At 63.0% G+C, this 13792-nt stretch carries 9 protein-coding genes and 3 pseudogenes; 9 read left to right on the forward strand and 3 right to left on the reverse strand.

Going from position 1 to position 13792, the window contains the following annotated elements; all coding sequences use genetic code 11:
* Positions 1–36 precede the first annotated feature (36 nt).
* The gene (locus X751_RS141670) at positions 37–2190 is read left to right on the forward strand and encodes an indolepyruvate ferredoxin oxidoreductase subunit alpha (protein WP_023745672.1); all 2154 of its coding nucleotides are present in this window, start codon (positions 37–39) and stop codon (positions 2188–2190) included.
* Positions 2183–3775: an indolepyruvate oxidoreductase subunit beta family protein gene (locus tag X751_RS141665; protein WP_023745673.1), complete on the forward strand. Its 1593-nt coding sequence runs from the start codon at positions 2183–2185 to the stop codon at positions 3773–3775. Before X751_RS141670 ends, X751_RS141665 begins: the two co-directional genes overlap by 8 nt.
* Positions 3776–3908: 133 nt before the next feature.
* On the opposite strand, the gene X751_RS141660 is transcribed toward X751_RS141665, so the two are convergent.
* A complete protein-coding gene (locus tag X751_RS141660; protein ID WP_023745674.1) occupies positions 3909–4805 on the reverse strand; it encodes a LysR family transcriptional regulator in 897 nt (298 codons plus the stop codon).
* A 228-nt stretch (positions 4806–5033) separates the two neighbouring features.
* Here X751_RS141660 and X751_RS01000000164070 point away from each other — a divergent pair.
* The 4 genes and pseudogenes from X751_RS01000000164070 (at position 5034) to X751_RS141650 (ending at position 8039) form a co-directional block, all read left to right on the forward strand.
* Positions 5034–5844: pseudogene (locus X751_RS01000000164070) on the forward strand (SDR family oxidoreductase).
* A gap of 50 nt (positions 5845–5894) precedes the next feature.
* Positions 5895–6645: pseudogene (locus X751_RS01000000164075) on the forward strand (glucose 1-dehydrogenase).
* Positions 6646–6677: 32 nt separating this feature from the next.
* A complete protein-coding gene (locus X751_RS141655) occupies positions 6678–7277 on the forward strand; it encodes an NADPH-dependent F420 reductase (RefSeq protein WP_023732290.1) in 600 nt (199 codons plus the stop codon).
* Between the two features lie 129 nt (positions 7278–7406).
* Complete coding sequence (locus X751_RS141650) at positions 7407–8039, forward strand: class I SAM-dependent methyltransferase (protein WP_023745679.1); 633 nt, start codon at positions 7407–7409, stop codon at positions 8037–8039.
* Between the two features lie 270 nt (positions 8040–8309).
* On the opposite strand, the gene X751_RS141645 is transcribed toward X751_RS141650, so the two are convergent.
* Together X751_RS141645 and X751_RS141640 are read right to left on the reverse strand one after the other, a co-directional pair.
* Positions 8310–8903 (reverse strand): DJ-1/PfpI family protein, encoded by a 594-nt coding sequence (locus X751_RS141645; RefSeq protein WP_023686902.1) that lies wholly within the window; start codon positions 8901–8903, stop codon positions 8310–8312.
* A 161-nt stretch (positions 8904–9064) separates the two neighbouring features.
* Complete coding sequence (locus tag X751_RS141640; RefSeq protein WP_023667782.1) at positions 9065–9763, reverse strand: GntR family transcriptional regulator; 699 nt, start codon at positions 9761–9763, stop codon at positions 9065–9067.
* 174 nt (positions 9764–9937) lie between these two features.
* Between X751_RS141640 and X751_RS141635 the strand changes: the two genes are divergently transcribed.
* The 3 genes and pseudogenes from X751_RS141635 (at position 9938) to X751_RS0133925 (ending at position 13538) form a co-directional block, all read left to right on the forward strand.
* Positions 9938–11164 (forward strand): iron-containing alcohol dehydrogenase, encoded by a 1227-nt coding sequence (locus tag X751_RS141635; RefSeq protein WP_023745680.1) that lies wholly within the window; start codon positions 9938–9940, stop codon positions 11162–11164.
* A gap of 58 nt (positions 11165–11222) precedes the next feature.
* Positions 11223–12678: pseudogene (locus X751_RS01000000164080) on the forward strand (NAD-dependent succinate-semialdehyde dehydrogenase).
* A 152-nt stretch (positions 12679–12830) separates the two neighbouring features.
* Positions 12831–13538: an alpha/beta hydrolase gene (locus tag X751_RS0133925; RefSeq protein WP_280806718.1), complete on the forward strand. Its 708-nt coding sequence runs from the start codon at positions 12831–12833 to the stop codon at positions 13536–13538.
* The last annotated feature ends 254 nt before the right edge of the window (positions 13539–13792 follow it).

Genomic DNA, 13792 nt, shown 5'->3' on the forward strand with positions numbered 1-13792 from the left:
GCTGCCAAGTTTCGGCGGCAACGGAAGGTTGGAAAAATGGCCGAACGGTCTTTTGCCAAGGAAGTCGAAAAACTCAGGCTCGGCGCTGGCGAGGAATTTGCCGGCGAAGGCATTCTCGCCATCACCAAGGCGCTGCTGCAATGCGGCGTCGGCTATGTCGGCGGATACCAGGGCGCGCCGATCAGCCATCTGATGGACGTGCTGGCCGACGCACAGGACATTCTGGGCGAACTCGGGGTGCATTTCGAGGCGAGCGCCTCGGAAGCCACCGCCACCGCCATGCTCGCTGCCTCGGTGCATTATCCGATCCGTGGCGCGGCGACCTTCAAGTCGACTGTCGGCACCAATGTCGCGTCCGACGCGCTCGCCAACCTTGCCTCCGGTGGCGTTACCGGCGGCGCGCTGATCATCGTCGGCGAGGATTATGGCGAGGGTTCCTCGATCATGCAGGAGCGCAGCCATGCCTTCGCCATGAAAAGCCAGGTCTGGCTGCTCGACCCGCGCCCGAACCTGCCTTCGATCGTCAAGGCGGTCGAGGATGGTTTCGAGCTGTCCGAAGCGTCCAATACGCCGGTGATGCTGCAGGTGCGCATCCGCTGCTGCCACGTCCACGGGCACTTCATAGCCAAGGACAACAAGCGCCCGCCGATGACGGTGGCCGATGCGCTCGACGCGCCGCGCCGCGACACCGGCCGCATCGTGCTGCCGCCCGCCTCCTTCCTGCACGAGAAGGAGAAGGTGCAAAAACGCTGGCCGGCGGCGGTCGATTTCATCGCGAGGAACAAGATCAACGAGTTCTTCGGTTCGGACCATGGCTCGGTCGGCATCGTCATGCAGGGCGGCATGTACAATTCGGTCATCCGCGCCTTGCAGCGGCTCGGCCTTGCCGACACCTATGGCGAGACGGATGTGCCGCTCTACGTTCTCAACGCCGTCTATCCGCTGATTGACGACGAGTTCCTCACCTTCTGCGAAGGCAAGCAGGCGGTGCTCGTGGTCGAGGAGGGCCAGCCCAACTACATCGAGCAAGCCTTTGCCGCCATGCTGCACAAGGCCGGGCGCGGTACCAGGCTGGTCGGCAAGGAGTATCTGCCGATGGCCGGCGAATATACCGGCCAGGTCATGCTCGACGGCATTGGCGCCTTCCTGCGCGCCGAATCCCCGCATCTCTTGCCGGGCGAGGTGCGCGCGCCCAACAAGGTCGGCGACGGCGTCGACACCGCCGACCTGATAAACGTCGTGCCGGGCCGTCCGCCGGGCTTCTGCATCGGTTGCCCGGAGCGGCCGATCTTTGCTGCGACAAAGCTGGTCGAGCAGGAACTCGGGAACCATCACATCGCATCCGACATCGGCTGCCATTTGTTCTCGATCATGCCGCCTTTCGAGCTCGGCGCCACCACCATGGGCTACGGGCTGGGGCCGGCATCGGCATCGGCGTTCAATTCGCCCGACGCCAAACGGCGGTCGATCTCTTTCGTCGGCGATGGCGGCTTCTGGCACAATGGCCTGACCTCCTCGATCGGCAACGCGGTCTTCAACAAGAACGACGGCGTCATCGTCATCGTCGACAATTTTTACTCCGCCGCCACCGGTGGGCAGGACATCCTGTCGTCGCGCGCGGGCAACAAGACCAAGTCGACCAAGCATCCGATCACCGAAGCGGTGAAGGGCATGGGCGTCAAATGGCTGCGCCACATCGACCGCACCTACGATGTCGGCAAGATGCAGGACACGCTGCGCGAGGCGCTGACGACGGAGGAAAAGGGACCAAAGGTCATCGTCGCCTCTTCCGAATGCATGCTCAACCGCCAGCGTCGCGAAAAGCCGCTGGTCGACAAGGCGATCAAGGGAGGGACCCGTGTCGTCAAGCCGAAATTCGGGGTCGACGAGGACATCTGCACCGGCGACCACGCCTGCATGCGGCTGTCCGGCTGCCCGTCGCTGTCGGTGAAATCGCTCGACGATCCGTTGCGTGACGATCCGGTGGCATCGATCGACCAGAGCTGCGTCGGCTGCGGCAATTGCGGCGAGGTGGCGGACGCCGCCGTGCTGTGCCCATCCTTCTACCGCGCCGATGTCGTGCACAATCCGGGCCGCTGGGACCGTTTCCTGGAAAGCGCTCGCCGCGCCGCGATCGGCCTGATGCAGCGCCGCCGCGAGAGCCGCAGGTTGACGTTCGCCGATGCTTGACCAGGCTTCGCCCTTGCGTCCGAAATCCGGTGCCGCCGATACCGAGCCGGTGATCAAACTCGCTTTGCTCGCGGTCGGTGGCCAGGGCGGCGGTGTGCTCGCCGACTGGATCACCGATGTCGCCGAGCGCAATGGTTACGTCGCGCAATCGACCTCCGTCGCCGGCGTCGCCCAGCGCACCGGCGCTACGATCTATTACGTCGAGATGGCCCGCGACACCGGCCGGCTGCCGGTCTTTGCCCTGTCGCCTTCGCAGGGCGACGTCGACATACTGATCGCCGCCGAGCTGATGGAAGCCGGCCGCGCCATCATCAGGGGCTTCGTGACGCCCGATCGCACCACGCTCATTGCTTCTTCGCATCGCATTGCCGCGGTGTCGGAAAAGATCGAGCCGGGTGACGGCCGGGCCTCGTCTTCGAAGGTACACGCGACGGCGGAAGCTGCATCGAAACGCTTCATCGCCTTCGACATGGAAAAGATCGCCGCCGACAATGGCTCGATGATTTCCGCCAGTCTGCTTGGCGCGCTGGCCGGCTCCGACGCATTGCCGTTCAGGCGTGAAAGCTATGAGCAAGCGATCGGCGCCGGCGGCCGGGGCGCGAAAGCCAGCCTCGCTGCCTTCGCCGTTGCCTACGACCACGCGCGCGGTACGACGGTCCCCGCGTCAGAGCCGGCAGAACCGGCCACGGTCGACCCCGCTCCGGGTGCAGGGCGCGTGAGCGGTCCGCAGAACCTGCTGCAGGGTTGGCAGGCACTGGCCGCCCGCATCGACCTGATGCCCGCGGCGGTCCGCGACATGGCGCTCCGGGGCCTGAGAAAGATCGTCGACTACCAGGACATCTCCTATGGCGGCGAGTATCTCGACCGGCTCGACCAGGCGGTCGCGCTGGATAGCGCTGAACATGCCCATGCATTGTCCATCGCTGCCGCCAAGCATCTGGCCAACGCGCTGTGCTACGACGACATGATCCGCGTCGCCGATCTCAAGACACGTTCGACGCGTGACCGGCGGGTGCGCAAGGAGGTGGGCGTCAAGGACGGCTCCATCCTGCAGGTGACCGAATTTTTCCATCCGCGCATCGAGGAGTTCTGCGGCACCTTGCCGGCGGGGTTGGGCAGCTACATCGAGAACCGGCCGAAACTTGCCGGCTTTCTCGACCGGCGCATCAATCGCGGCCGGCGCATCCGCACCGACAGCTTTGCCGGCTTTGCGGTCCTCTGGTTGATTGGCGGCCTGCGCCGCTGGCGGCGGCGCCTGTTGCGCCACAAGGTCGAGACGGCGCATCTGGAGCGCTGGTATGCGCTGGCGCTCAGCCACGCGCCTCAGGACTACGCGCTCGCCGTCGAAATCTTGAACTGCCGCCGGCTGATCAAGGGCTACAGCGACACCCACCTCCGCGCCCAGTCCAAATTCGATCGCGTGCTGTCGGCGCTCGATCTGGTCAGGAGCCGCGATGACGCTGCCGACTGGATCAGGCGGTTGCGCGAAGCTGCGCTGAAAGACGAGAAAGGCGACATGCTCGATGGCGCGCTGAAGACGGTGGCATCGTTGTCTGATCATGGTGTGGGAAGAGGTCGAGCTTAGGCTGGTACCTCTACGCTACTGCCGCCGTTTCCCTACTCCCACTGGATTCGCGGATTGAACACGCCGCTTCAAGCGATCGCAGCTCGGCTTCCACCCGGATTGCGGGAAGCGTTGCCGGCGGATCTGCCGGGCGTCAGTCGCGCGATATGGACAGCCCCGAGAGAAGCGGAGCGTACGCGGCGAGCCTGCGGGATACGAACTCGGTGAAGAGCCGCACCCGCTTCGTCTTGCGTGTCTCGCCTTGCGTGAGAAGCCACAGTGTCCCATGCATGGGCACGTCGATCCCCGGCACCCTCACCAGCAGGGGGTCGGTATCTCCGACGAAGCACGGCAGTTTCGTTATCCCAATCCCTTGGTGCGCCGCGATGATCTGCGTCTCGGCGTCAGGTGTCCTGAACGGTACTCCCGTGACGTGAACTTCTCCCTCGCGCGCCCAGTCCGGAATTCCATGATTGTCTATGCCTATCCATCGGATAGGATCAGGCGTGCCCGCACGCCACGCGGCTAGTCGATCGCGAGACATGTAGACGCCGCTGAACAGCTCCGGTCCCTTCAGGCCGTGAAGATTGAGCGGCAGGGTCTTGCGGTCGGCGACAATGCGGATCGCGACGTCGGCCTCTCGGTTGGTCAGATTTGCCAGCTCACCGGACGACAAGATTTCCATCTCGATGTCGCGATGCAAACGCGCGAAGTCGGCGAGATCCGGCATGAGCAGGTGTGTGGCGAGGAACGGTGGAAGCGTCACCCGCAAAAGTCCGCGCGCGCTCTGGTCACGACCGAAGACGCGCGTCTCCAGCTGGTGCGACGACGCTTCCATCTGGGTCGCGAGATCGAGGACCTCTTCGCCCGCAGCCGTCAGGCGGTAGCCGGAAGGCAGCTTTTCGAACATCTGCGCCCCGAGGCGTTCCTCGAGCTGAGCGATGCGTCGCAGCACGGTCGAGTGGTTCACACCGAGGCGCGCGGCGGCGGCACGCACCGAGCCTCCGCGCGCGGCGGCAAGAAAGTAGCGAACGTCATCCCAGTCGATCATGGTGCATTCCTGCGCAGCGCAGTGCGGCTTGCAAAGCCCATACTAACACGATCAGCCGTAGTTCGTGCGGTCATCGTGGCCTTCAATCATCTAGCTGGATCGTTTTCGCACCAGCGATGTGCGCGATTGCGCACTCACCGCCCGACTTCGGCGAACCCATCTTGAGGCTCTCGCGGGGCTTTCCCGTGCAGCCAAAGACACGAGGCGGCGAAACGAAGGATGCATGACATGAACAGACTGAATGGAAAGACCGCTGTGATAACCGGCGGCGCTACGGGCATCGGCCGCGCCGCAGCCAAGCGCTTTATCGAGGAGGGCGCCTTCGTCTTCATCTTCGGCCGCCGGCAGGAAGCGCTCGACGCCGCCGTGGCTGACCTTGGGCCTAGTGCCCGCGCGGTTAAGGGCTCGGTCTCGGATGAGGCCGACCTCGACCGACTCTACGCTGCGGTGAAGGCCGAGCGCGGAAGCCTCGATATCGTCTTCGCCAATGCCGGGGCGGGAAGTCCGCTTCCGCTCGGGCAGATCACCGCCAGGCACATTGACGAAACCTTCGACACCAATGTGAAGGGTACGATCTTCACGGTCCAGAAGGCGCTGCCGCTGATGAGCCAGGGCGGTTCGATCATCCTGACCGGGTCGAGCGCCGGCACCACGGGCGCTCCGGGGTTCACTGCCTATAGCGCGAGCAAGGCGGCAGTGCGCAACCTGGCGCGGACCTGGGCGGAAGACCTGAAGGGCACCGGCATCCGCGTAAACGTGCTGTCGCCCGGAGCGACGGCGACCGAACTCGCGAAGGAGGCGTTAGGCGAGGAAGGCCAGAAGGCCTACGGCGCGATGACCCCGCTCCAGCGCATNGACCGAACTCGCGAAGGAGGCGTTAGGCGAGGAAGGCCAGAAGGCCTACGGCGCGATGACCCCGCTCCAGCGCATGGCCGATCCGGCGGAGATCGGCGCCGCGGCCGCCTTCCTCGCGTCGCCGGACAGCAGCTTCATGACGGCCAGCGAGGTCGCCGTCGACGGCGGCCTGGCTCAACTCTGACCCCCAGCGCGGTCCGTACCTGGCCCGTGCGCAACGAAAGACAAAGAATTATGAAAAAACTCGAAGGCAAGATCGCAGTCATCACGGGCGGAAGCAGCGGGATCGGATTGGCCACAGCCAAGCGCTTCGTAGAAGAAGGAGCGCACGTCGTGATTACCGGGCGAAGAGAGAAAGAGCTGAACGAGGCCGCAGCCTTCATCATGAAAAGCGTTACGACGGTCTGGGTGACGTGTCGCTCCTGGAAGATCTGGATCGCCTCTATGCCGTCGTGAAGGAGAAACATGGTCATATCGACATTCTCTTCGCCAACGCCGGCGCGGGGACGGTCGCACCGCTCGCCGTCGCTACCGAGGCACATTTTGATTAGACCTTCGATGTGAACGTGAAGGGTCTGTTCTTTACCGTGCAGAAGGCCCTTCCCCTGTTCAAAGACGGCGGTTCGATCATCCTGAATTCTTCAGTGTCGAACGTGTTGGGGCTTCCAGGGTTTAGTACCTACGCCGCGAGCAAGGCGGCTGTACGCAACTTCGCCCGCGCTTGGACACTGGAATTCAAAGACCGCAAATCCGCGTCAATGCAATGAGTCCGGGACCAATCGCGACGCCGGCCTTGGAGACAACGACTGGCCTTACTCCTGAGCAAGCCGAGCAAGCGGCCGCCCAGTTTGCGTCACAGATCCCAATGGGTCGCAGGGGCAAACCAGAGGAAATCGCTGCTGCCGTCACGTTCCTCGCCTCCGATGAAAGTTCTTTCGTCACCGGCGTGGATCTCGCCGTCGATGGGGGCATGGCGCAAGTCTGACCCCGGCATTAGCACCAGATCGGAGAAATACTATGAACTATGCAATCGTAGGATTCGGCAATATCGGACGGGCCCTTGCCAAGGCGTTTGCCCGAAACGGCATCGAAGTTTCCGTTGCAACCACACGCGACCCGGAAAGCTTTGCCGCCGATGCGGCCGCGATCGGACCCACCATCATCCCCAAAAAACTGGCGGAAGCCATCAAGGCGGACATCATCTTTTTGGCTGTCCGCTTCGAGGCGCACCCGAATGTTGCGAAGGCGCTCCCCACCTGGCAGGGGAAGACGATCATCGATGTGACCAATGCCTATGGCGTGCCCCCTGAGGAACTGGGAGGACAACCTTCTTCCAAGTTAATCGCGCAGGCCTTCTCTGGCGCAAAACTGGTCAAGGGCTTCAACCATCTGGTCGCCCCGGTGCTTGATCAGGATCCGGCCGTACATGGTGGCCGGAGGGTCGTGTTCTTGGCAAGCGACGATGATGCTGCCGCAACACAGACTGGGGAGCTTGCGGAAAATCTCGGTTTCGCGCCGATTAAGCTTGGCGGGGTGTCGGAAGGTGGCCTGCTGGTCCAGGCGCGCGGAAACAGCTGGGGTCATCTGATCTTCAAGGACTTGGTCAAATTCGACTGACGAGCGCGACGTCCCCGGCAAAGAGACGACGCACGCGATCGGAACTCGGATCGGATCAAGCCCGATCCGATCCGAGCAAATGGAGAAATCAGTATGAGCACCCAGAAGAATATCCACTAGGAAATTTCGATGTACGACCAATCCAAGGTGTCCGATTTAATCCGGTTCGCACGAATCGAGGCGGGCTCCACCGTGATCGACGTTTACCCTGGCGACGGAGACTGGACGCGCCTCTTCTCCGACATCGTCGGATCAGAGGGGCGGGTCTACAGCTTCGTGCCGGCCGAAGTCGCCCACTTCAAGAACGATCCGGTCGGCCTCATGCGGACGCTCGCGAAGGAGCCGAGCCGAGAGAACGTCGAAGCCGCCTCGGCGGATCTCGTCGCGATGCCGAAGGTCACGCCGCCAGCCGATGTCCTATGGCTGCACGTGTTTTACCACGATCTTCACACCGCCCTGGTCCAGAAGAAGGGTGCGACGGCGGCCGACTTCAATCGAGCTGTCTACAAGCGGCTAAAACCCGGTGGGTCCTACGTCATCGTTGACCACGCCGCTGCCGCTGGGTCGGGCACGAGCGACACCCAGTCGCTGCATCGGATCGACCCTGCATTCGTCCGCGAGGAGGTGGAGGCGGCCGGCTTCGTACTGGACGCGGAAAGCACCGTGCTGGTGAATAAGGATGACCCGCACTCGATCAAGGTGTTCGATCCCGCGATCAAGGGCGAGACCGATCGCTTCGCCTTTCGGTTCGTGAAGCCCTGACAGCTCCCGGGCGCCGACTTCATGTCGACCTCCCATTGAGTCCATCAACTCGGGTTCGCATCCGTCAAGCTGGGAAAGCTCAACGAGGATGGCGCGCTGGTGCACGCACGCGATGCGGCAGCGCCTTGAAGGCGTCCGAGGTGATGATGGCACAAGGTTCTGGAGCACACCTGCCGCAGGTTCCTGATCTGAACTTGATGAAATGACGGAAGTCGCCGCGCCGTTGAGGGAGCCGGCGCATCCCCTCAGGGATGCGCCGGGACAAACGGTTCAAGAATGGTGGATTTCCGTTCCCAGCACCTTCAGGCATTCACGGATGAACGCCGCAAGCGCGGTCCAGCCTTTGGCTGAAACCATGGTCCCATCGACATAGGCGTCGGTGGGAGACAAATCGATATAAGTGCCGCCGGCAAGCGTCACCTCCGGCTCGCAAGCGGCGAGCGCCGCCACCTTCTTGCCGCGCACGACGCCGTCCACCGCGATCAGAATCTGGACGCCATGGCAGATCGTGAAGATCGGCTTTTTTGCCTCATGGAAATGGCGCACCATCGCTTGTATCCGCTTGTCGGTGCGGATGTATTCGGGGCCACGACCGCCGGCGCAATAGACAGCGTCGTACTGGCTCAGCTGCCTCTCGGCGTCGGCGAAGGTCTTGTTGATCAGCGCGTTATGGCCGGGCTTTTCGGTGTAGGTCTGATCGCCCTCGAAATCGTGCAGCGATGTCTTGATCATGTCTCCGGCGCTTTTGTCGGGGCACACGACATGAACAGTGTGTCCCACCGCTTCCATCGCCTGCTGATAAACGAAGATTTCGTACTCCTCGGTGAAATCACCGGTCAGCATCAGGATTTTTTTGGCTGGCATGTCTTTTCCTCTCGGCTTGTTTCAGGGGCGAGGTGCACTGCGCGCCTCGCTTCCCGGGATCGAAATCGGCTCAGAACGGGGAATAGAATTCGTAGGCGGCAGGCTGGGCGGACAGCGGCGCGCCGCGCTTGAGGGTGCCTCTGACAAGCAACATCGCCAGGCTACTCGAACGCAGGCAGGAGCCTGTCCCGCGAATTTTCGATGTGCGCGCGCATGGCTTTTTCGGCGGCGTCCGGATCGCCCGCGGCAAAGGCAGCGAGAATAGCCTCGTGCTCGTCGAGCGCCTCTTCGGTCACCCTGGAGTGATACATCAGGCGGAAGATATGGAAGTGGGTATGCTGGTGATTCAGTGTCTCGCGAATGAGTTCGTTTTGGGCAAACTCGACGATCTTGTCGTGGAAGATCGCATCCTGACGGGCGAAGTTCGAATAGCGCAGGCGTTCGTCTTTCCCCACCCGCCGAGCCATGACGCCGGCCGCCTCCTGCAGCGCGGCAAGGCGCTCGCCGTCCATTGTTGCGGTGGCTTTGGCCGCGGCGGCAGGTTCAAGCAATAGACGCAGCTCGTAAAGCTCGTCGAAGCGCCGGCGGGTGATTTGTGGGGCGGCGCGATAGCCGATCAGGTGGGTTTTCAGAACCAGCCCTTCCCCCTCCAGCCTGCCAAGCGCCTCACGAATGGGGGTATGCGAGACGTTGAATTCCTTGACGAGATTGTCGACGGTGATGCGCGATCCCGGAGCAATCCTCAAAGACATCAGCTGCGCGAAGATTGCTTCGTAAACGTCGCCAGCCAGACTGTTGGCGCGCTGAATACGACCGGTCGCACGGGCTTCATTGTCAACCGTCAGGTCCGTGTTCTGCATCGTTTGCCTCTTGACAGAACCACCCACTAACACGATGCTCCGCGAAACTCAATCCTATATCCTATACGATTTTATTAGAGGGCATCGCATGATCATGACCTGCAGCGCCGAGGTCGGCCTCTGGCACGAAGCCAAGCCTGTCGGCTTCCAACCCGTCTTCGCAGGATCTTGTGCATGAGCTTGTTTGCAGCGGCGCGCCTGCCGAGCGAGATTCTGTTCGGCAAAGGCCAGCGCCATGTCCTGCCTGCCATCGCCGCCAAATATGGGCGCCGCGCGTTCGTCTGTACCGATGAGCGCTTCGCGGCGACGTCGCAGTTCGCCGAGATTCTCGCTGGCTTGCACAACGCGGCGATCGAGACGTTGGTCTTCGACCGAACGCTGCCGGATGTGCCGCGCGACAGCGTCGCCGCCTGCATTGCGCAAGCGAAAGATTTCAAGCCGGACATGGTGATCGGCATCGGGGGCGGCAGCTGCCTCGATATGGCCAAATGCGCTGCACTTCTGCTCAGCCATGGCGGCAAGCTCGAGGACTACTATGGCGAGTTCAAGGTACCCGGCCCTACCCTTCCGGTGATCGCAGTGCCGACGACGGCTGGAACAGGCTCCGAGGTGACCCCCGTCGCCGTGATCTCCGACCCGGATCGGACGCTGAAAGTGGGTATCGCCAGTCCGCATCTCATCGCAGCAGTGGCGCTTTGCGATCCGGATCTGACGGTGACCTGTCCACCGTCCTTGACGGCGATCGCCGGCGCCGACGCGCTGACGCACGCAATCGAGGCCTTCACAGCGGCCAAACGCGGCGCGGACCCTCATTTGCCGCAACAGCACGTGTTCATCGGCAAGAGCGCTCTGACCGACCATTTCGCGCTTCTGGCCATCAGGCTGCTCGGCCGCAGTCTCGAAAAGGCATATCGCGACGGATCGGACGAGGATGCGCGAGCCGACGTCATGATGGGAGCGCTGGCCGCCGGTTGCGCCTTCGGTACGGCGGGAACGGCCGCCGCCCATGCGGTGCAGTATCCCGTCGGCGCGCTTACCCACACCCCGCATGGCCTGGGAGTGGCCACCATGCTGCCCTATGTGATGACCTACAATCTGGCCGCAGCAGCCGCGGAGATTGCGGAAGTCGGCACTGCTCTTGGCCTTTCCCTTCAGGGCGGCGGCGCCGATGCCTTGGCGCACGCCACCATCCGTGAGGTGAGCCGGCTGTTTGGCGCCATCGGCATCACACCGACATTGGCCGAACTGGGTCTTCCCGAAGACAAGATCGACTGGACGGCTGAGCAGGCGCTGGGCATCGACCGGTTGATCAAGAACAATCCCCGCCCGTTCGACCTTGCCGCGATGCGACAGCTGGTCAGGGCTGCCTATGACGGCGACATGTCCGCCACCATGATGTGACTGACCAGGAGTTCATCCAATGAACATTGCCGCAGGCATATCCGACGAGGATCAAGATATGTTCGACTACGCCACGGTCTCGCACGGTCTCTACATTGGCGGACGCTGGCGGCCTTCATCGGAGGGTCGCGTGATCGAAGTGGTCGATCCCTCGACCGAAGCCGTGATCGCTGCGGTTCCCGACGCCACGCTCGCCGACGCCACCTCCGCCGTCGACGCGGCCGCGAAGGCGGCGGCCGGCTGGCGCGAGACCCCGCCACGCAGGCGATCGGAAATCCTGCGGCGCTGCTTCGAACTGATGACGGAACGGGCGGAGACGTTGGCCGCGCTGATCTCGCTGGAGAACGGCAAGGCGCTGCGCGATGCGCGCGGCGAAGTCGCTTATGCGGCGGAATTCTTTCGCTGGAACGCCGAGGAAGCGGTCCGCATCAACGGCGAGTTCGGCCTTGCGCCCTCGGGCGCGAACCGGATCATTGTCGACTACCAGCCCATCGGCATTTGCGTGCTCATCACCCCATGGAATTTCCCGGCTGCCATGGCGACACGCAAAATCGCTCCGGCGCTCGCGGCCGGCTGCACGGTGATCCTGAAGCCCGCCAGCGAGACGCCGCTGACGGCCTATGCGCTTGCGGCGCTCTACGAGGAGGCCGGCGTGCCGCCCGGCGTCGTCAACGTGCTGACGACCTCGACCCCCGGGCCGGTGACGGCGGCCATGCTGGCCGATCCGCGCGTGCGAAAGCTGTCCTTCACCGGCTCGACCGGCGTCGGCCGCGTGCTGCTGGCCGAAGCCGCAAAGCACGTCATTTCCTGTTCCATGGAGCTTGGCGGCAACGCACCCTTCATCGTCTTCGACGACGCCGACCTGGAAGCAGCCCTCGACGGTGCGATGGTTGCCAAGATGCGCAACGCCGGCGAAGCCTGCACGGCCGCCAACCGGCTTTACGTCCAGGCCGGCATCCATGATGCTTTCGCGGAAGGCTTGAGCAAACGCATGGCGGCACTCAACGTGGGCCCGGGCACAGACTCAGACACAGAATGCGGGCCGATGATCACCAGGAAGGCTGTGGATAACATCGATCGCCTCGTTCAAGATGCGGTTGCCCGTGGCGCCAGGGTTTTGTGCGGAGGGACGATCGCCGAAGGCAAAGGATATTTTTACCCACCGACGGTGCTTCGCGATGTGTCCTCTGACGCCGCCATGCTCCACGAGGAGATATTCGGTCCGGTGGCGCCGATCATGCGCTTCGACAGCGAGGCGGAGGTCATCGCCAAGGCCAACGACACAGAATACGGTCTCGCGGCCTACATCTACACGCGCGACCTGGCCAGAGGAATGNGGAATGCGCGTGGCATCGAAGATCGAGTCCGGCATGATCGCGCTCAACCGCGGCCTGATGTCGGATCCGGCGGCGCCTTTCGGAGGTGTCAAGCAGAGCGGGCTAGGCCGCGAAGGCGGTCAGAAGCACGGCGTTGCCGAGTTCATGGAGGCCAAGTACATCGCCGTGACCCTGTGAGCGGACATCACGCCAAAGATCCGTTTCGCATTCGCGATCATGTGGTCGAGTTCGATGACATCGTCGCCGAGATCGTTCGCAGAAGCGAGGAGACCAGGGCGAACGTTCCCATGGTCGCCGATGTCGCCTACGGGGCTGACGCCACCGAAACCATGGATCTGTTCTTTCCCGAGGGCAAACGGGACCGCCTGCCGGTGCACATGTTCATCCACGGGGGCTATTGGCGCATGTTCTCCAAGCGCGACTATTCCTACGTCGCCGAGACCGTTACGAACGCAGGTGCGATCGCGGTCATTGTCGACTACGCGCTGATGCCGACCGTCAGGATGGCCAGGATCGTCGACCAGGTGCGCCGCGCCAAGCGATGGGTGTTTGACAATATCGTACACCATGGCGGCGATCCCGACCTGCTGACCGTTAGCGGTCATTCCGCCGGCGCGCATCTGGCAACAATGCTTTTCGACGGGGACAAGCGGCCTTCCGGCATCAAAGCTGCGCTGCTGCTTGGCGGCCTTTACGACCTGAAGCCATTGCAGATGTCGTTCCTTGCCGCCGAGATCGCGATCACCGACGAGGAGGCCCGCCGATTCTCGCCCATCGATCACAGTTTCGATCCATCCGTGGACGTAGATATCTTGGTCGGCGCCGATGAAACGCCGCCGTTCCACAGCCAGGCCGCACTCTTCACGGACCACCTTGACAAGCAGGGACTGACTGTTTCGCACACAACCCTTGGCGGGGCCAATCACATGAGCAGCGTCCGTGACCTTGGCTTGGCTGGTACCGACTGCTGGCCCGCGTCGTGGCCGCCTGAGACTTCCGCCAGAAGCGCTGCTGGACGCGACCGTTCAGCAAAGTAGCGTCGCAGCATCGGGTACCGACAGCGGTGGCCAATCTCCCGCCACCGGTCCCCATACCGTAAGCCCGCCGTCGATGTCGACGTCGACGTGGTTCATGCTTTCCAGCGTGATTGAGCTTGATAACCGATGTCGGCGATCGCCGTCATGCCGGCAGCGCAGTTGAGTTCTCAAAGCCAACCGGCCAAAGATGCCCCTCAGGGGAGAGCGGGCCGGCGTTCCGTAACCTCGCCTTCAGAATATGATAGCCCGCGGCA

Origin of the sequence: Mesorhizobium sp. LNJC394B00 (genome assembly GCF_000502555.1) — a bacterium.
GTDB lineage: Bacteria > Pseudomonadota > Alphaproteobacteria > Rhizobiales > Rhizobiaceae > Mesorhizobium.